At 62.0% G+C, this 20153-nt stretch carries 16 protein-coding genes; all 16 read right to left on the reverse strand.

Annotation, left to right across the window (positions count from 1 at the left end):
- Positions 1–9: 9 nt before the first annotated feature.
- Positions 10–798, reverse strand: coding sequence for a Tox-REase-5 domain-containing protein (locus tag ACVNHC_RS09975; protein ID WP_457167129.1), 789 nt, complete (start codon positions 796–798; stop codon positions 10–12).
- A gap of 355 nt (positions 799–1153) precedes the next feature.
- Positions 1154–1339 (reverse strand): hypothetical protein, encoded by a 186-nt coding sequence (locus tag ACVNHC_RS09980; protein ID WP_457167130.1) that lies wholly within the window; start codon positions 1337–1339, stop codon positions 1154–1156.
- 162 nt (positions 1340–1501) lie between these two features.
- Positions 1502–2011 (reverse strand): hypothetical protein, encoded by a 510-nt coding sequence (locus tag ACVNHC_RS09985; RefSeq protein ID WP_457167131.1) that lies wholly within the window; start codon positions 2009–2011, stop codon positions 1502–1504.
- A gap of 105 nt (positions 2012–2116) precedes the next feature.
- Positions 2117–2491, reverse strand: a complete 375-nt coding sequence (locus ACVNHC_RS09990; RefSeq protein ID WP_457167132.1) for a hypothetical protein — start codon at positions 2489–2491, stop codon at positions 2117–2119.
- Positions 2488–2862, reverse strand: a complete 375-nt coding sequence (locus ACVNHC_RS09995) for a hypothetical protein (protein ID WP_457167133.1) — start codon at positions 2860–2862, stop codon at positions 2488–2490. The genes ACVNHC_RS09990 and ACVNHC_RS09995 overlap by 4 nt, the downstream gene beginning before the upstream one ends.
- An 810-nt stretch (positions 2863–3672) precedes the next feature.
- Positions 3673–4089, reverse strand: coding sequence for an SMI1/KNR4 family protein (locus tag ACVNHC_RS10000; protein ID WP_457167134.1), 417 nt, complete (start codon positions 4087–4089; stop codon positions 3673–3675).
- A 171-nt stretch (positions 4090–4260) separates the two neighbouring features.
- Positions 4261–4731, reverse strand: a complete 471-nt coding sequence (locus ACVNHC_RS10005) for a hypothetical protein (protein ID WP_457167135.1) — start codon at positions 4729–4731, stop codon at positions 4261–4263.
- Between the two features lie 3 nt (positions 4732–4734).
- The gene (locus tag ACVNHC_RS10010) at positions 4735–10917 is read right to left on the reverse strand and encodes a two-partner secretion domain-containing protein (RefSeq protein WP_457167136.1); all 6183 of its coding nucleotides are present in this window, start codon (positions 10915–10917) and stop codon (positions 4735–4737) included.
- 61 nt (positions 10918–10978) lie between these two features.
- A complete protein-coding gene (locus ACVNHC_RS10015) occupies positions 10979–12742 on the reverse strand; it encodes a ShlB/FhaC/HecB family hemolysin secretion/activation protein (protein ID WP_457167137.1) in 1764 nt (587 codons plus the stop codon).
- Complete coding sequence (locus tag ACVNHC_RS10020; protein WP_457167138.1) at positions 12739–13290, reverse strand: invasion associated locus B family protein; 552 nt, start codon at positions 13288–13290, stop codon at positions 12739–12741. Before ACVNHC_RS10020 ends, ACVNHC_RS10015 begins: the two co-directional genes overlap by 4 nt.
- A 409-nt stretch (positions 13291–13699) precedes the next feature.
- Positions 13700–14767: a Gfo/Idh/MocA family protein gene (locus tag ACVNHC_RS10025; protein WP_457167139.1), complete on the reverse strand. Its 1068-nt coding sequence runs from the start codon at positions 14765–14767 to the stop codon at positions 13700–13702.
- 4 nt (positions 14768–14771) lie between these two features.
- On the reverse strand, positions 14772–15797 hold the full coding sequence (locus ACVNHC_RS10030; RefSeq protein ID WP_457167140.1) for a Gfo/Idh/MocA family protein: 1026 nt from the start codon (positions 15795–15797) through the stop codon (positions 14772–14774).
- A gap of 27 nt (positions 15798–15824) precedes the next feature.
- On the reverse strand, positions 15825–17114 hold the full coding sequence (locus ACVNHC_RS10035) for a Gfo/Idh/MocA family protein (protein ID WP_457167141.1): 1290 nt from the start codon (positions 17112–17114) through the stop codon (positions 15825–15827).
- A 102-nt stretch (positions 17115–17216) separates the two neighbouring features.
- Complete coding sequence (locus ACVNHC_RS10040) at positions 17217–18305, reverse strand: ABC transporter ATP-binding protein (RefSeq protein WP_457167142.1); 1089 nt, start codon at positions 18303–18305, stop codon at positions 17217–17219.
- Positions 18306–18331: 26 nt separating this feature from the next.
- A complete protein-coding gene (locus ACVNHC_RS10045; RefSeq protein ID WP_247647895.1) occupies positions 18332–19120 on the reverse strand; it encodes a carbohydrate ABC transporter permease in 789 nt (262 codons plus the stop codon).
- Between the two features lie 109 nt (positions 19121–19229).
- On the reverse strand, positions 19230–20123 hold the full coding sequence (locus ACVNHC_RS10050) for a carbohydrate ABC transporter permease (protein ID WP_050474842.1): 894 nt from the start codon (positions 20121–20123) through the stop codon (positions 19230–19232).
- Positions 20124–20153 lie beyond the last annotated feature (30 nt).

The following is a 20153-nucleotide window of genomic DNA, read 5'->3' on the forward strand; positions in this document are numbered from 1 at the left end:
ATTTGGTCCCTATTGAGGAGTCACGACGATCCGGACCACATTCGGATCGATCCGTTGGCTCTGGGGCGCCGTAGCAAAAGCATTTTGCACACGGGATGCCGCAGCTTGATCAGGCACGTGCCATTCAACGATCCTCCCAGTTTGCTGTGCAATAAGCTGTTGTCTAAACGCTTGATCAACAACGGATTGGTTGAAAAGGCTCCAACTATTATTGCGCCAGCAAGTCCAGCATCTCGCGTCAATCAAAGCGTTTGTTTGAGGATTGTAACCGTCAAAGCTGGTGCGGCCCGAAGACACATTGGGATCAGGAACATTGTAAGCCGTTCCTGCAGGCGCACCTGTGATCTTTTGCTGATAGGCACGTTGCGCGTCGGACATACTTTCATTCGCTCGGGTCCAGGCACCGGGCCCACCATCTGAATCGCCTATGCGGTAGGTGGGTGTCCTAGTTGGCGCTGGCAGACCGATCACCGGCCCTGACGTCGAGGGCTGCGTGAGGGTTGTCTGGGCGGTCGAGCCTGCACTTTGGGTATTGAAGATCGGGCCGCCGCCGCTGTCAACGCGCACATTGCCTGAAGCGTCGCACACAGGCGTGTAGAGCTGACCGCTGTCCACATGCGTGACCGTGCCATCCACATTGCGCCTGTAACCCGCCGGAGGCAGCCAGTTATCCCATTGCCCAGCAGAAAGACCCGGCCCTGCATTTACGCCAAGCTTTGGCGGCTCCACAACTTTGATACCACCCAACACCTCCTCAACCCGGCCGGTCTCCTTTGCCAGCTTGAGGCGCTTGAGCACGTTGATGGAGCCGGCGGGAAGGAAGACGGAGACGACAGCCGTGCCGCCCTTCAGCTGGTTCTGAAGGCGCGGGTCAAGCTCGTTCCAGCGCTTCGAGATCCGCTGACCGGTGGCTTCGCCGGTACAGACGGCGGGGCAAGATCAAGACGGTCAGACCCAAACAGGCTTCAACGCAGCCAAAAACCTGAGCCGCCTGACCGCCCTCAAAACGCGGGACTGTCAGGTGAATACTGTCTTTGTACAACCTGCCCCATAGCCCCCCTCCATTCCCGTGAAAAGAGTGCGCCATCAAAACCCGGGATCAAACACCTAATTAAAATTACTTAAATAATAATAAAATTAGCAAAAAATAGATTTAATCTGATTTTTTCGCTACCTCCCCCTGCTTAATAAGGCTATAGTCCATAACCTTACCACGTTCATGCATATAAAACTTAAAAGTTCGCCCTCTTACATTATCAATTACGTCTCCATCTTCCCAAAGTGTGTCACATTCAAAACAAAATGCATAAGGAAAGCCGTCTCCTGGTTCGTCAGCCAAGGCGACCCTCCAAACCCTGTCTTCGTGGCAATATGGGCAAATGATATCTGTCATTTTGGATAAGCCGTAATAATTTCGCTCGTGCCGTCTCTAACAACTATTTGTACAGAAGTCTGGCCGTTTGCACCAATAGCTCTACCAAGATCCACTGTCCATGTCCTGTTACCATTGGCCTGAATGCGTTCCAGCACCTGTCCGATTGCTCCAAGCCTCATCGACAAGTTTTAGAGCATCATCACCTTGCACATTGAACACAGAGTGAACAGGCTTATTGGGATTGGGGGCGGTGTGGTCAAGCACGTGGTCCAAGCGATTTCCAAATTTTGGATCCGCACCATAAACCAAACCACCCGGCGACACATGAACCAGATCGCCATCGATCGTTCGGTACGTTTTAAACCCCGCAGGCGCATTGATCTGTGCGCCAACGCCACTCACCGGACGCCAGCCATCCGGCACCCTGTACGCCCCACTCAACACCTCCTCAACCCGGCCGGTCTCCTTTGCCAGCTTGAGGCGCTTGAGCACATTGATGGAGCCGGCGGGAAGGAAGACGGAGACGACAGCCGTGCCGCCCTTCAGCTGGCTCTGAAGGGCGGGGCAGGCTCGTTCCGGCGCTTCGAAAGCCTCTGGCCGGAGGCTTCGCCGGTATAGACGGCGGAGCAAGATCAAGACGGCCAGACCCAAACAGGCGTCAATGCAACCAGAAACCCGGGCCGCCTGAACCCGCTTCAAAACGCGGGACTGTCAGGTGAATACTGTCTTTTTACATAATAACTAAACAAAAAAAGGATCATCAAGAGATATCACGTCAATCAAATCATCAACCGTCATAATCAAAAAATGTTTCAAGCAACTAACATCTCTAATTCCATCACACTGCACAATAAACCAATCGATAAAATCAGAATCTTTAACCAAATAAATAGATCGACCTAATCCGCAACTATATTTAATATCTGACAATGTTTTCAAAGCATCTCCTTCATCAATCCTTCTATACGACAAGAACGAATCAAAAATTACAGAAATCATCTCCCCCGAGGGGGCTTGAATTTTTATCGTCAAACACCCACCAGATTCAAAAATAGAAACAAAACTAAACAACTTACCATCAAATATATCCGCCCTATATGGTTGAAAAGATGTCACTTTCCGTACCTCACTTTATCTTTTTTCTTTCCGCTCTGAATCTCTAAAGTCGGGCGTCCATCCGAACTATCTGGACGAACAACTATTATCTTTCCATCTGGAAGAGTTCCAACCCGACCTCCATTCTGCAACTCACGTACGTTATCTGGCCCAAGCCTATCAAAATCTTCATTTGCTTCATCCATTCCTCCATCCTTTTCCCATTGGGTTGTCCTGCCCTTTGTTTCGCGCCCCGGGGTAGCGTCAGGAACAGGCGCATTGTTCCCACCCTCACCCGGCACCGAACCATCCCCTCCTCCAGCAGATTCACTCAGATAAATCAGCCCGGCAACACCCAGGATGATGATGGCCCCGTCGATGACAAGACCCATCGCGGCCCCCGTACCGGCACCAGGCACGCAACCCAGACCAGCGCCAAGACTTCCAACCGCACAGCCAGCCCCTCCAAGGGTTGCTGTATAAGAATTGTTGGCCGCTGCATTGCCGCCAGCGTCCGCTCCGGTATTCAACGTCTCCGCCCGTCAGAGCCGCAGCAAGACCGCCTGCAAGCCGCGCAATATCAACGCCCTGCGCTTTCAAGGAGAGGAATTCCGCCTGCAGGGACGAACGCCGAGACTAGTGGCCAGTGAGGAGGAGAGCGAGGCGGTGAGGCCGCCGCCTGCGGTGAGAGCGGTGGCGACCAGCGTTACCAGCGCCGCGCCTGCCTCCGTCAGCCCCTGTTCCTGTAGCCCCACTGTTCGAAGCGGGTCTCGACCGCCTGCCAATCCACCTTGCCGGCCAGCGCCGGATCGTTGCGAAGCTTGCCCACCCAAGAAAGCCCGGGCTGCGCGGCCTCAGCCCCTCAACGCTGGCAGACTTTTACAGCGCTTCGAAATCCTCTGCCCGGTGGCTTCGCCGGTATAGACGGCGGGGCAAGGTCAAGACGGCCAGACCCAAACAGGCTTAACGCAGCCAGAAACCCGAGCCGCCTGAGACCGCTTCAAAACGCGGCACTGTCAGAGGAGTACCGTCTTTGTACAATAAACAGAAACAAGAGCCTGCCGGTAAGCCCCGGCCTGATCCGATCCAATTCAGCCCCTAGACTCATGGCACCGGCACCGAGCTCCCCACTGTTCAAAACCAGCCTCGACTGCCGACTGGTCCACTTTACCAGCCCCGCCGAACGTTAAAGCCCGGCGCAATCACTCACCCGCCAGCCAGACGTTATGCGCCCAGGACGCCAGATCGGGCCAAACCTCATCAGAAGCACCATCATGCCCCCAGAAACGAACAGAACCTTCCGGCGTGATGCAGTAATAGTCCCCGTTGTCTTCGCAGACCGGCAGCCAATCTTCGGGCACCCCCACGCTTCTGGCATCGTGCACGCCCGCAATGAGGTCACCATAGCCACCCGGCATGCCTGCACTCAGCGTAAAGGGTGACATGAAGCCAACAAAGGCATTGCTGACAGTCTTCAGGAACACCTTGTAGTCATCCGGAAACTTTCGGCCCAAGGCCTCTTCATACGCCTCGATAAGCGAGTCATCGGGCAGAGAACGTTTTCGTCCAGAGGGATCGTCAGCCTGATTGATCAAGTCAATCACTTCTTGCAACGTCACAAGCCCCTCCAGAACCTACAGACCAGCCTCTGTCTGGCCCAGACAGTGCTCCAACGCCCTGCTTCGCATCGCAAGCGAGGGATTGCCTGAGCAGATCCCGATGTGTTCAGATTCATCGGGATACAGGCCCCTCCAGTCGCCGCATGAGCGGGCGCGTGGCGAAACCCCGCGTCATATGTAGTCGCGCTCTACCCGGTAGTCCTTCTCGATCATCTCGATCAGAAGCGGAGCGCTTGGAAGCGACGGCCCTCTGGGGAACTTCTTCTCCTCGTCCGTCAAGGGGCGATGGACCTTCCATTGCGCCTCACCCGACCAGAAGAACCACATCGTTTCGTCGCCTTGCAGATTGTTTGTCGCCCGAAAGGTTGGAAATGCGGCGAGATGATCCGGAACGGGCACGTTGGCAACGATGGGGAACAATCCCTGCCGAACCGCATCCTGAATGAGGAATGTTGTCACGAACTGCGGTTCCTTGCTCACAACCGCCGAAAAGTCCTCCGGCGGCACAGAAAAGAACTCACGGAACACTGCGATCACAAATTTCCATTTCGGATGCTTGTGAGTCACCAGACCATAACAAACCCCTTCCGATGTAAGGATCTGAAATACATCTCCAACCTTGACTGTTTTCCGGCTTAACATCGATCAATTTGTCCATTTATAATTTACACTATCAAGAATCTGTTTCCCCCTCACCAGAGATTGCTCATAGGCGGTTGGATTTCTTGTCGCAGATATGGAGTTTATTTTGTTCAGAAGTGTACCTCCATCTTTCCCCAAGCCGTAGTAATTGATCAGCGTTTGCTCAACTGCTCTCGCATCCGCACGTGACAAGTTATCCAGACCAGCAATTTGTTCAATACGGATGCCTTTCGTGCGCAGGTGCTCTGCGCCTCTACGGGCAATATCATCGGTAATTCCAACATAACGTGTAGTACCATCTATGACACAGGTGTAAACGCAAGTCTGGCCGCCAATCGTTACGGTCCCACCCGCCGCATCCGTTGCCCGGTCGATCGTGCGCAGCGTGTCGGCGTCGGCGTTCTTGCGGACCCAGCGGATCAGGTCGGCGCCGGCCTTGGAGCCGGGCACGATGGAGCCGATGGTCAGCTCGATACCCGCATCGATGGCTGCCTGCTTGGCCATTTCCTCGGCCTGGCTGCAGGCTGCCATGTCTCCGCCGTTGCAGGCGTAGACGGCAACAGAAATGTCGACGGCGTCCTTCGCCAGGAGCACCTTGTCCGTGACTTCCAGCGCAAGCACGATCACCGCGATGACGGGTATCCAGAAGGCGTTGTTTTCGGCCGCATTGCCGCCAGCGTCAGCGCCCGTATCCACGTCTCCGCCGGCAAGCGCGGCGGCAAGCCCGCCCGCTAGCCGGGCAACGTTCACACCGTTTGCCCGCCACTCCAGCACCATGTGCTCGGCCTCGGCCTCGCTCAGTGTGCCCCTGGCAAAGGCCTCGCGCAGATCGTCCTCGATCATGGCCGAGATGGCATCTGCCGTCAGTTCACCGGCAACAGCGCCTGCCGCCCCGCCCTTGCAGTCGCCTGTGGCAACCGATCCGGTCAGGCACCCCACAGCCGCATGGGCGATAAGCTGCGGCAGCCGCTGCATGCCGCCTTCATGCACGGCAGCACCAATCTCCTCGGCAAGGGTTTCGCCCAGAACAAGGGCCGCCTGCTGCCGCAGGGCCGAAATCAGGGCATCGCCCAGCGGCTGGCCATTGATCGTAGCTTCCACCCCGGCCGTCACCGAGGCGCGGATCAGGCCGCGCTGCAGGTCCTGCACGATACGGTCCGCCAGCGGCGCCTGCGGATCAAGGTTCGCTCCAATCCCCGACACATCCATCAGATGCGCGGTGAGGCCTGCGGTGACCATGGAGGTGACGAGGCTGCGCAGGGTGGCCGAGGAGCCGAGTTCTTCCAGCGCGTCGCCGAGGTTGCCGCGGTTGTTGACGAGGGCGACGGCGGTCTTGTTGATGAGGGCCTGGACACCCGCCTGAAGCGCGGCTTCCAGCGCCACGTTGCCCGCAACGCCGAGGCTGGTGGCCAGCGAGGAGGAGAGCGAGGCGGTGAGGCCGCCGCTGCCTGCGGTGAGCGCGGTGGCGACCAGCGTCACCAGCGCCGCGCCTGCCTCCGTCAGCCCCTGTTCCTTGTAGTCCCACTGTTCGAAGCGGGTCTCGACCGCCTGCCAGTCCACCTTGCCGGCCAGCGCCGGATCGTTGCGAAGCTCACCCACCCAGGCAAGCCCGGGCTGGGCGGCGAGCTGCTCGATGGAGGCTTCGAAGCTGCCGGTCTTGTGGTATTCGACGATGATGCCGTTGCCCGCGTCGATCTTCACGCCGCCGCCGGCCTCGATCTCCACATGGGCGATGGTCTCGCTCAGCTGGCCCTGATCGCGCGAGTTCCACCACAGCAGGTCTTCTTCACGCTTGCTGTCGTGCCGGTAGCTCTGGTCCGTCGTGGTCAGCAGCGCCACCTGGCCGTTCTCGGCCTCGATGCGGGTTTCCCCGCCGCTCTGCAGCCGGGCCGCCCCCAGCGCGATGTTGCCATCACGGCTGATGACGGCGATGTCCTCGCCGGCCGTGATGGTGGTGCGCCGGGTTTCGGTGCCTGCGGCCTGGCGGCGGATGTTGGTTTCCGTGCCCAGAAGGCCGCTGGTCTTGATGTCCAGCTTCAGGTCGCGGGAGAACTGGTCCTGCACGGAGATGATGGCAAGGTTGCCGCCCGCATCCAGCGTCACCGTGCGGCGGGCTTCCAGCTCTGCGCCTGCAAGGGTCAGGTTTCCGCCTGCATCCACCAGCATGGCGCCGCCTGCGCTCAGCTCCGCCAGCGTGTGGGTCAGGCTGCTGGCCCGGTCATAGCCGCCCTTGATGGTGTCGTCGCGGCTGCGTTCCAGCTGCAGGGCGGAGATTTCCACCGCATCACCGGCGGTGAGGACGAGATCCTCCCCGCCGGCGAAACGCCCGCCTTCGGACAGGATGGAGCCCGAGGCGTTGATCAGCAGATCGTTGCGCGCCTCGATGCGGCCCACCTGCTGGATGCGGTCGGCATAGCCGTTGAAATAGCTGTCGCGCTGCTTCAGCGTGTCATTGGCCACCATATCCGCGTTGATGACCACCGTGCCGCCGGAAACGGTGCCCGAGCGGTTGGCGAAGAGGCTGCCGGCATCGATGATGATGTCCGCCCCGGCAAAAAGGCTGCCGCCTTCGTTGACGGTGCTGAAATCAGTGTCGATGCGCAGGTCACCCGCCGTGGCGATGAGGCCCGAGTTGGCCACCCCGCCCGCAACCAGCGTGGTATCCCCGCCCGCACGGATCTGAGCCGAGGCCACCTGCGTGCTGCTGCGCACGGCTGCCAGATACAGCCGGGGCACGAGCACTTCCTGCCCGTTGACGAGGCGCTTCTCCAGCCAGACGATATCGCGCGTCAGTGCGGCGGCCTGCTCCTTCGTCAGGGCAAGGCCAGGCGTCAGCTGCAGATCCCCCTGCACGGCAAGGGCATTGTCATAGAGCTGGCGCATCAGCTCGATCGGATCGAGCCCCAGCCCCAGATCCAGCGTGCCGGTCTGGTTGAAGATCTGTTCGCGGATCAGGCGGAACTCGGCATAGGCATCGCCAAAACGCCGCTCGATGGCCGCGGGGTCATAATTGCCAACGCGGGAGAGGAAATAGTCGGAGCTCAGATATTTGCTGAGGTCGACAAACTCGGAGCGCGTTTCGATGAGGAACGGCGCGTCCGGGTTCTGGGCCTGCTCGAAGGTGGCCTCGCGGCCGATCAGGCCGTCGATGCTGATGTCGAGCGAACCGGCCTCGGCAAAGTCCCGCGCTGAGGTGCCGGCATCGACAAGCGCCGGGTCCAGCGCCCGCTCGCCCGAGGCAAGGCCGATCTGGCCCGCGCCTTCCCGCACCGCGTTGTTGGTCAGGAAGCCGGTGACATCCGCATCCAGATCCCCGCCCGCCACGATGGTGCCGAAGACCTGATCATAGGTGGAAGACGCAGTGTCCGTGTCCGTCGTCGTCCAGTAGCGCGTCTTGCGGCTGAGACAAACGCCGAGAACACGCCGGGCGCAGTAGCGCTCGGAATGCTGGGTGACGGCTTCCGTCACCACGGTCTCGATGAGGTCACGCCCCTCGTTCACCACGGTTGCGGCCGCCAGCGTCATGTCGCCGCCCGAGGCGATCTGGCTGTAGCTGTTGGTCAGCGTGCCTGCGCTCACGGTCAGCGCGCCGCCCGCAAGGATCTGGCCGGCCGGGCCATTGGCCGTGGCCTTCTCGCGGGTCGTCTCCACCGTCGTGGTGGTGTTGCCGGAAGTGCTGGAGGTGCTCGTCGTCTCCGTGGTCACCACCAGCCCGTCGCGGCTGTTGGTGATGGTGCCGGCCGCCAGCGCCATGTTGCCGGAGACGGCCTCAATGGTGCCGGAGCGGTTGACGATGGCAGCCGCGCGCGTGCCGCTGCGCCCGGCAATGGTCAGATTGCGCTCGGCCAGAATGTCGGCGTTGACATTCGTCAGCGTGCCGTCGAGCAGGATGGCCAGATCCGTGCCGCCATAGAGGAGGCCGGTGTTGTCGAGATTGCCCGAAAGCGCGAGGTCCAGCGCCCCGCCGGAGGAGCCAAGCGCCCCTTCATTGACAAGCGATGCCGCCTTGAAGCTGACGCCCGCGCCGCCATTCACCGAAGCGCCGGAGGCAACTGTTACCGCGCCTGCCAGTTCACTGCTGATGCCCTCAAGCGTGAGAAGCCCGGCAGAGACCAGACGTCCGCCGAAGAGCGTTGCGCCATCGGTGGCGAGCGTCACCGGCCCCTGCGCCAGGGTTTCGGTGCCAAGCTCCAGCGCGCCTGCGCTCGTCACATCGAGTGCACCGGCATAGGCCACAAGGCTGCCCCGGCTGAGGAAGCTGCCGGCATCCACCGTCACCGTACCGCCGTTGATCGTGCCCGTGGAGGTGAGCGTGCTGCCCGAGGCATCCAGCGTCAGTGCGCCGGTTGCGGCGATGGTGCCGCTGCTCGACAGGGAGCCGCCTGCGGTGATGAGGGCATCCGACCGGCTGGAGAGCGTGCCTGCATTTTCCAGCGCGCCGAGGCTCGTCACCTCAAGACCGGTCCCGGCCGCCGTGGATTGCCCGCCGATGATGCCGTCATTGCGGATGCTGGCCGCCGAGACCGTCACCTTGCCATCAGCCGCAACAACAGCGCCGCTGCCGGTGGTCAGTGCGCCGGTCGAGACGAGGCTCAGGGTGGAGGCGGAAACCGTGCGGCCGTTGACGGCCATGTTGCCTGCCGATGTCAGACTGACACCGCCGTTGGCCGAAACTTCGCCGTCCTGGCTCAGTGCACCCTCTGTGCTCGCCAGCGTGGCGCTGCCAAGGGCAGCCAGGCTGGCGGTGGAGGTGAGGCTTGCCGCCTGCGCCAGCAAAGTGCCGCCGGAGGCATAACGGCCGTTTTCCAGCGCCAGCGCCGCATCGGAGCGCAGGGTGAGGTCCCCTGCGGCGGTCACATTGGCGTTGAGCGCAGCGATCCGCTCTGCCGACAGGATCATGCCCCCGCGCGAGCGCAGGGCCGTCACGCCGTCATCCGAGGCGCGGTTGATCAGAAGCTCATTGGCCGTGACAGACAGGCGGCCTGCCCCGGCGAGCTGACCGGCGCGCACATCCACCCGCTGCGCCTCGACGCTGAGCGTACCGGAGGTGCCCTGCGTGCCATCGGCCGCAGTGCCCGAAGCGGCCAGCGCCCCCTCACCCAGAGAAACAGCCTCGCCCTTCAGCGACACATCGCCGGAAGCTGCCACCAGCGCGCCATCGCGCAGCGCAACGCCCTTCAGCCCCTCAAGGACAATGGCTTCATCGGAGAAGAGCGTGCTCGTCACCTCCACCACATCACGGGTGGAGCGGGCGGAAACCGTCTGCGTGGCCCGTGCCTTGCCGAGGGTCAGCTTGCCATCGGCGGACAGCGACATGGCCCCGGCATTGGCCGCCATCTGGCCCGACATGCGCACGCCCGCGCCCTGATCGGTGGAGATGACCTTGATCTTGCCCGCATACATGCCGCCCAGCAGGGAGGAGTCGATGGCAATGCCCGGCTCCTCACCATCGCTGCCGAGCGGCGTCACGAGGCCGGAGGCATAATCATAGGCATTGCGGCCTGCGATGAGGTTCAGCTCGCCGCCCGCCAGCACCGGACCATTGACGGAGATGCGGCGTGACACGATGTCGAACACCGAAACGCCGCCGAGATTGGCGCCCTTTTCGCCGATCAGCACGTCACCGCGCTCGACGCGGAAGCCCGTCAGCCGGCCATCGGCGCCGATTTCCGGCAGGCCTGTGGTCAGCGTGGTGCGGGGCGTGTTGAGGAAGCCGCAGCCGTTGCAGGTGACGCCATTGGGGTTGGCGATGATCACATCGGCCTGCGCGCCATGAACCTCCACCATGCCTTCCAGCAGGGAGCGGCTGGTGCCGGTAACCTCGTTGAGGATGACGCTGGCCGGGCCGGAGGTGGCAAGGTTCGGGTTGCCGGGCACAACGCCGCCCAGCTGCGACAGGCCCACATCCTGATTGTTGTTGTTGAGGATCAGGCCCGGTGTGCCGACGTTGAAGCTGTCGTATTTGTTGTGCGACAGCCCAGCGTCATTGGGGGTGACGATGTTGACCATCGGCACCCCGTTGGGGGCAACGCCTGCCTCCTGCGCCCGCAGCGCGATGGGCTGGATGACGATCAGCGCACTCAGCGTGCTGGCCAGCAGCCTGCGGCCGAGACCCGGCAGGACTGAAACGGTCTTCATGCCCAGACCTGTAACAGTCCGGCGGAAACGGTTTGCGCGTTGGGCCATCTTGGTCATCCGTTCAAATGTTCAGCCTTGGCCCCGCCCGGGGCCATGGGAGATCCAATCGTCAGAAGGAAATCGCCACCCGCCCCAGGAAAAGGCCCGAGGAGGGTTTCTGGGCGGCCGGCAAATCCGGCTCGATCAGCAAGTCACTGTAGGAAAGATCGAAACTCAGACGGCCGCTGCGGTTGCGCAGGCCAACGGCCGCGCCCAGCATGCTGCCGGAAACGCCATTGCCCTGCCCGGCGGCCAGGGTGCGGCCAAAGTCCGCCGCCACATAGGGTTCAACCCGCCCCAGAAACCGGGCCAGCTGCGCGTGTTCGGGAGCGGGCAGAAGCAGCGACACTTCATTGCGCCAGACATAGCCCCGGTCGCCATAAAGCACGCTGTCGCGCACCCCGCGCACCGTGTAATAGCCGCCGGAGGCAATCTGCTCGGAGCCGAACAGCCGCTCGCTGGACCACTGTCCGGTCACGTTGGAATTGAACAGCAGGTTCGCCTCACCCACCGGAAAGGCGCGGAAATAGCCGAGCGAAGCGGTGAACTTGTTGAACTGGGCGCGCGGCGTGCCGGGCGCTGCCCACTTGTCACGGACAGCCCCCAGCGCATCAAGGCCACGGTGATAGGCAACGGATGCACTGGCCTGCCCGCCCAGAAGCTGACGCGAATGGCCCAGCTCGAAGGTGCCGATCGCCAGCACGCGGCTGGACACGTCGATGCGGTTGCCAAGGATGAAGTTCTCGGTTTCCTTCCAGGTCAGGCGGCTTGTGGCCCAGGTCTTGGAGGTCTGATCCCGGTGCAGCACCCGCGACACGTAAGGTGACAGCGAGCGCGAGCCGCCCGAGGTGTCAATCTGGGAGAACTGCCCCTCGATGTTGGAGCGGTAGTTGCTCCAGCTGCCATTGAGGCCAAACGTCCAGTAACCGAAGGGCACGGAGACGGCCCCGTTCAGCGTGTTGCTGTCCGGGCGCTTGGGCGAGATGAACAGCGGATGCCGGTCCATGGAGCGCTGGTAGCCGAAGCTCCACTGGTCATTGATGCCGAACACATTGTCGAGGCCAAGGTCCACCCGGCTCTGATAGATGCCGGTGGCCTTCGAGCCCAGATTGTCCGCGCCATAGCTCAGCGCCCAGAACCGCCCGCGCTCGATGGCGACCGCCAGCACGCTGTCGCCCAGTTCGGCGCCCGGCTCCAGCGTGATCGTGGCCGTGCTGGAATTCACCCGGTTGATCTGGTCCAGCCCCTGCTCCACATCGCGCAGGTTCAGCGGCTTGCCGGCCATGCCGGGAAAGGCGGTTACGAGACGGCCGGTGCCAATCTGTTCCCCCTTGAGCACCACGTTCTCAAGCTGGCCTTCCACAATCTCGACCCGGAGGGCTCCGGTCGAAAGATCCTGCTCCGGCAGATAGGCACGCGAGGCGATGTAGCCGCGCGTGAGATAAAGCTGCGTCAGGTCTTCCAGCACGCCGTTCAGCTCGGCAAGGCCAAGGCAGCGGCCCTGCCATTTGCCCGCCACCGCATTGATGCGGGCCTGCGGCACCAGAGTGGCGCCGGTCACGCTGATGGTCTGGACCTCAACACAGGTGCCGCCCGGCGGCGGCCCGGCTTCGCGCGGAGTATCGAGAACCGCGCCCGAGGGGGCGCGGCGCTGGGTCTCAAGGCTTTCAGCCTCGAAAAGCCGTTGCTGCTCGGAGAAACGGCGCTGGATTTCTTCTGCCTGGCGCGCCGCCTGATCGGCAGCACTCTGCGCAAGGGCAGGCCCGGCGAGGCCAAGGCTGGTGACGGAGGCCAGCAGCAGCGGGCGCAGAGACAAGCGGGAGAGACCCCTCATCCGCCCTCTCCTGCCGCGCCGTCCGGCACCTTGCCCGAGGCCAGCGCCTCAAAGCCCTTGGTGAAGCCGGCGAGCGAGAAGGACACCTTCACCGCCCGGCCGTTGAGCAGGCGGAAATAGGCGGTGCCCTCCGCAGCCTTCTGCATCTGGCTGATCCAGCCCTTGTCCAACGGAATGACGGCAAAGCAGCCCAGATGGTTGCAGTTGCGGTAACGGAACAGTGCAGGCTTGCCCTGCCCGGCCTGCAGGCCGAAATCGGACGGCAGATCCACATCCAGCGGCGTCAGAACCACAAGCGCCCAGTCCGCCTTGCCGGACCTGTCGGCCGCTTTCGAAACAGCGAGGGTCAGCAGCTCGACGGGCTGGCCTTCATGCTCCACCATCAGCGGCTGCACCAGCTCGCAAGCATTGCCGCTCTCCGCCCTGACGCATTTCAGCAGCCAATCCCCGAACTGCCCGGAAGCCACCGCAGGAACAGAAGCAGCAGGATCCGCTTCTTCTTCCCCGGCAGCATATGCAGAAAAATAACCACCGGAGACATGAAGCATCAATACAGCAAAAAGAGCGGAGCGGATGAACTTCAGAGCTGAACTCAATGCATATCTTATAAAATCATAAGAATATATCGGGAGCCTGTGCGATTTCTGGAAGACACCAGACACCACAACCTCATTTCTACCATAGGTAAAAACAGCACTTGCCAAACCGCCACTCCATACAACCCTACATATCAGGATTTATACGGAGCACACTTGGGTGCAAATGTGACATCGATCACATTCTTTTCACTTGGGAAAACTTTCGTAAATCACGTTAACTTTCAGCAACATACACAGCTCTGAAGCTGCAATCCATGCATTCGGCAATTCGGGATTGCGGCAATTGCGGCAAAAAGTGGGCAGCCGGGAGCAGTCTGACGGACAATCGCTCTCCCGGTTTCGGGCAACATATACGCCCCTAGGGCTGCCAGCCGTCGTAGAGCGGATGGTCTGCGGAGAGCGGCAGCTTGACGAGGCCTTCGCCGCGCGCAGAAGCATAAAGCGCCGTCATCAGTTCCACCGAATGGCGCGCCTCGGCGAGGCTGGGCAGGTAGAGATCCGGCTGACCGCTGAGCCTTGCGTGAATGTCGGCAAGCTGCCCGGCGTAGCGCAGCGGCGGTTCGGCGGCGGCAGCCACAACGGCATCGATTTCCGCCTGACGGGCCGGATCCGTGGCCTCGAACGTCCAGGGACCGGCGCCAATCTGATAGGGATGCGTGCCGGATGTCGCGGTCACATGCTCGAAACAGGCACGGAAGCGGGACGAGTTTCCCGCCGCCCCCACCGTCACTGAGGATGTGGCCAGAGCGCCGCTGGCAAGCCGCAGGATGATGGCGGCGCAGTCTTCCGTCTCGATCGGGTTCACCCGCGTCTCGAGGAAGGCCGCCACCTCCTGCACATCGCCCATCAGAAAGGTGGCAAGGTTGTGGGCATGGCAGGCATGGCTGACGATGACGCCGCCCATCTCGCCCGCCCAGGTGCCGCGCCAGGCCGGTGCATAATAGGCCGCCCCGCGCTGCCAGTGGGTCTCGATGGACAGCGTATAGGCCTTGCCCAGCAGGCCAGCCTGCTTCAGCGCATGGACGCCCCGGTAGCCGGCGCCATAGCGGTACTGGAACACCGGAAACACCTGATGGCCAGAACGCTCCGCCGCCGCGATGATCTCATCCACCTCGCGCAGGGAACCGGCCAGCGGCTTTTCGCAGATGGCATGTTTGCCAGCTTCAAGCACTGCCAGCGTCACCGCATGATGCAGGCGCGGCGGCAGGCAGATAGCGGCAATCTCCACCTCAGGATCCGCCAGCACTTCGGCCATGTCCGTCACGGCCTTGCAACCCGGCACGGCGCTGGCTGCCTCTTCCGCCCGCACCCTGTCCAGATCGCAGACATAGAGCAGGCGGTAGTGATCCGGCAGGCCGGCAATCGCCAGCGCATGCGCCTTGCCGATGCCTGCCCCCAGAACGGCAATACCAATGGGACGGCTCATTCTGCTATCCCCCCTGCCCTGCCGTTTCCGCCATCTGCTGTGCGGTCAGGGCCAGTTCCGTGGCCAGAAAGGCGTGCGCCTGCGGCATCGCGCTTTCGCCCCGCGCCAGGATGTCCGCGCAAAGCGCCGCGAAATAGGGTTTCCCGGCCCCTTCGGCGTTGAGATATTGCGTGCCGCTGCGGTCTGACAGGAACACGTGATCCTTGCCCGGACGGCCTGCGATATCGATGTATTTGCGCAGCTCGATGAAGCCTTCGGTGCCCAGAATGGTGATGCGTCCATCGCCCCAGACCGGCAGGCCATCCGGCGTCAGCCAGTCCACCCGGGCATAGCCGCGCCCGCCGTTGCCTTCCAGCAGCACCTCGCCGAAGTCCTGAAAGCCGGGCCGCTCCGCATTGGCCACATTGCCCGCATGGGCAGTGACCACCCTTGCGCTGGTGGAGCCGGTGAAGAACAGGAACTGGTCGAACTGATGCGCGCAGATATCCGTGAGGATGCCGCCGGAGCGCTCGCGGGCCCAGAACCAGTCCGGGCGCGTTGCCGCATTCAGCCGGTGGGGGCCAAGGCCAACGGTCTGCACCACCTTGCCGATCCGCCCTTCCGCGATCAGTTGCCCGGCCAGCGTTGCGCTTTCCACCTGCAGCCGCTCGGAAAAGCAGACAGACCAGATACGTCTGGTTTCCGCCTGTACCTGCCGGATCTGCGCCAGTTGCTCCAGCGAGGTGCAGCCCGGCTTGTCCACCATCACGTCCTTGCCGTGGCGCATGGCGGCAATGGCAATGCGCGCCCGGTCCGCATTCACTGCCGCGCTCAGGATGATGTCGAGGCTGCCATCCTCCAGAATGGCGGCCTCCTCGCGCTGCGGCACGTCAGGAAACAGGCTGCGGAAGGCGGCTCGCTCTGCGTCGCCCGTGTCCACGCCCGTGCTCCAGGCAACGATCTGCGCGCCCGCCGCGCGCATGGATGCGGCCATGCCGAGAATATGGCCATGGTCAACGCCGATGACGCCAACCCGGATCACCCGTTCCATGACGGCCTCCCTGTTTCTCTACCGGACTTAAAGCTTGATGCCGCGGGCCCGCAGCATGGTGGGAATGTTCACGGCGGAGCCGGTCTCGATGGACATGTTGGCGGCGATGCCGGTCAGGATCGACCAGCCGCCCGCCACATGATCCGAAGCACGGCCAAAGCGGTCCGGCTCCATGCCCTCGGGATCGAAGATATAGCCCAGCATCACCGGATCAGCACCGCCATGGTGGCCTTCGCCGTGCGGCACGTCGAGCATGCGCGGATGCTCTCCGGCCAGATGCAGCTCGGTCGTCACCGCATCCCCGCCCGCATGGGCACGCTCGCCGCCGAACACCCCATGCACTTCCACGTGCCGGTGGGTGATATCACCCTTCGTGCCCTGGAACTTGATCTCCAGCCCCTCCCATGGGGAATAGGCTGTCAGGGTGTAGTTGGCCGTCACGCCGGAAGCATAGCGGATGTGGGCCTGCATCGTGTCCTCGATGCCGATATCCGCATCAAAGACGCAGCGGTCGCGGAAGTAGCCGTCCTCGTCCTCCGCCTCACGGTAGAGGCTGCGCAGGTTCTCGTCCCCGTCCATATCCAGCTCGAAGTCGCAGGACGAGGCAACGGCGCATTCCGCACAGCGGGCACCGCGCCCGCCAAGGCCCAGCTCCTGCGCCATTTCCGGCCGGTAGAAAGCCCTGCGGCCCGAGGCGAACACATCCACCGGAACGGAGCCGAGCCACCAGTTCAGCAGATCAAAATGGTGGGTGGACTTGTGCACCAGCAGCCCGCCTGAGTTTTCCTTCTGGCGGTGCCAGCGGCGGAAATAGTCAGCCCCATGCACCCGGTCGAGATGCCAGCGGAAATCGACCGCCGTCACCGTGCCGATGGCGCCCGACATGATCAGCTCCTTGATCTGCGTGCGGGCTGGGGAATAGCGGTAGTTGAAGGTGACCATCACCTTGCGGCCCGTGCGGGCCTGCGCGTTGAGGATCATCTTCAGCCGCGTCAGGTCGATCGTCAGCGGCTTCTCGCAGATCACATCGCAGCCCGCCTCGAAGGCGCGGATGATATAGTCGCTGTGCAGGAAATCCGGCGTTGCCACCACCACCATGTCGGGCTTCTGCTCGGCGATCAGCCGGTCGAAATCGCCCGCCAGATAGGTCGCAACCCCGTTGGTGCCGGGCTGCGAGGCCGCTTCTGCCGCCAGCCGCAGCCGGTGGCCGTTGCTGTCGCACAGGGCGACGATCTCATGTTTGTCCGAGTAATCCTCGACAACGGAATCGCGGAACATCTTGTGCCGCGATCCGCATCCAACGATGGCTATCTTCACTTGCTCTGGCTCTCGTTACACCAAGGCTCGGGGATGCTGACGCATCACGCCTTGAAATTGCTCATGCCCGCACGGACTTGACCGGCACTCGATGAGACAAGCTCATTGAGTGCCGGCATTGGCAGCCCCGGTGCGCTGGCCCGAGGCATCAAAGTAATGAAGGTCTGACGGATCGAAGCCGACCGGCACCGTATCTCCGGCGTGGAAGGCGCGGCGGCTGGAATCGCTGACCAGCAGCACCTGGCCATTCGCCAGCGCCACATGCAGCAGCGTCTCGCTGCCAAGATATTCGACAAGGCGAAGGCTGCCCTGCCCCTGAACCTCCCCTTCGCCGATGCGCATAGCTTCCGGGCGGATGCCGAGCGTCAGTTTGGCGTCGCTGGTGGCCAGCTGCGGGATGGTGAAGCGGCCAAAGCCCTCCACATCCGCCGCAGACGCACCATCAACGGCGGAATGGCTGGCCGTCATCAGGTTGATCTTGGGCGAGCCGATGAAACCGGCGACAAAGAGATTGCGGGGCTTTGTATAAAGCTCCTGCGGCGTGCCCACCTGCTCGATCTTGCCGCCGCGCAGCACGACGATCCGGCTGGCCATGGTCATGGCTTCGACCTGATCGTGGGTCACGTAGATCATTGTGGTGCCGAGGCGGTTGTAAAGTGCGGCAAGCTCGGCGCGCATCTGCACGCGAAGCTCTGCGTCGAGGTTCGACAGCGGCTCGTCGAAGAGGAAGAGCTTCGGCTCGCGCACGATGGCACGGCCGATGGCCACACGCTGCTTCTGCCCGCCGGACAGCTGGCGCGGCTTGCGCTCCATCAGCGCCTCGATCTGCAGGATGCGGGCAGCCTCCGCCACGCGCCGGGCCACTTCCGCTTTCGGCACATTGAAATTCTGCAGGCCGAAAGCGAGGTTCTTGGCGACGGTCATATGCGGGTAGAGCGCGTAGCTCTGGAACACCATCGACAGCTCGCGTTTGGAAGCGGGCAGATCGTTGACGATGGTGCTGCCGATGGAAATCGTGCCCTCGGAGATATCCTCCAGCCCGGCAATCATGCGCAGCAGGGTGGACTTGCCGCAGCCCGAAGGGCCGACGAGCACTAGAAATTCCCCGTCCACCACGTCGAGATCCAGCCCCTTGATGATGCTGAGCTTGCCGTAGCTCTTGCCGACGTTGCGAAGTGTCAATCCAGCCATAGTTATGTTCCCTTGGAGCCCTGCTCTCACTTCATTCCGGAGGTCGCGATGCCGCGCACGATCAGCTTCTGGAAGGCCACGAAGAAGATCAGCACCGGCACGAGCGAGAGCACCGACATGGCAAACATCTGTCCGTAGAGGGACTGGCCCTCCTGATCGAGGAACAGGCGAAGCGCCAGCGGCACGGTGTAGCTCTTGATGTCATTGAGGTAGATGAGCGGGGCGAGGAAATCCTCCCACACCCAGATCAGCGAGAAGATCGCCGCCGTGGCCATGGCCGGAAGCGACAGGGGCAGGATGATGGCCCAGTAAATCTTGAAGGGCGAGCAGCCGTCGATCATCGCCGCCTCGTCCAGCTCCCGCGGCAGCTGGCGGAAGAACTGCACCATCAGGAAGATGAAGAAGCCATCTGCCGCCAGGAAGCGCGGCACCACCAGCGGCAGGTAAGTGTCCACCCAGCCAAGATTGAGGAACATCACATACTGCGGGATCAGCACCACGTGATAGGGGATCATCAGCGTCATCATCATCAGCGCGAAGAAGAAGCTGCGCCCCGTGAACTGCAGCCGCGCAAAGGCATAGGCCGCAAAGGAGCAGGAGATCAGGTTGCCGATGACCGACAGCACCGTGACGATGGTGGAGTTGATGTAGAAGGTGGTGAAAGGCACCGGCAGGGCGAACCAGCCCTTGGTGTAATTATCGAACTGGAAATTCGACGGCCACAGCGACAGGCTGCCGAAAATCTCGTTCTCCGGCTTCAGCGAGGAGGCCGTCAGCCAGAACAGCGGATAGAGCATCACCACCGAAAACAGCATCAGGAACAGATGCTTCAGGTAACGGCCGTTGCGCGCGCGCCGGTCGCGCTTCAGGCGCAGTTCGTGGGCGATGCGTGCGGCTTCATCGGCCTCGATGGCCCGGTCAAGGTCAGTCGCGGTCGTTGTCATAGTGCACCCAGTATTTCGAGGTGAAGAAGGCAAGCGCCGTGAAGGCCGCAATGATCAGCAGCAACACCCAGGCCAGTGCCGAGGCATAGCCCATGCGGAAGAATTTGAAGGCCTCGTTGAACAGATAGACCGTGAAGAACAGCAGGCTGTCCGCCGGCGCCCCGACACCGTTTGAAATGATGAAGGCGCTGGAGAAGGTCTTGAAGGCATCAATCGTCTGGAGGACCAGATTGAAGAAGATCACCGGAGCCAGCAGCGGCAGCGTGATGCGCGTGAACTGGCGCCATTTCGGCGTGCCGTCAATTTCCGCCGCCTCATAAAGATCCCTTGGAATGCCGCGCAAGCCAGCCAGGAAAATCAGCATCGGCGAACCGAACTGCCAGACGGCCAGCGCCACCAGCGTGTAGAGCGAGGTCTTCGGATTGGTGATCCAGTCCGTCCCGGAAATGCCGAAGAAGCCCAGCACCTCGTTGACGACGCCAGAGGCCGCAAACAGCTCGCGCCAGAGAATGGCGATGGCAACGGAAGCCCCGAGCAGAGAGGGCAGATAGAAGATCGCACGGTAAAGCCCGATGGTCCGCAGCCCCTTGTCCAGCAGCATCGCCACCGCCAGCGCAAAGGCCAGACGGGCCGGAACGGCCAGAACCACGTAGGTGAACGTCACCTCCAGTGCCTTCCAGAACCGGCGGTCGCGGCTGAACATGTATTCGTAATTGCCAAGACCAACCCAGCGCGGATCACTCACCATGTCGTATCTGGTGAAGGACAGGTAGAGCGAGACGAGGATCGGCCCGAGGGCCAGAAGGAAGAAGCCGAGCAGCCACGGAGACAGGAACAAATATCCGGGCGCGTTGCGGGCGAGGAACCGTTTCATGAAAGGCAGGCCTTGTCTTGCAGGCATCCG

It is taken from the genome of Pannonibacter sp. Q-1 (assembly GCF_054073275.1).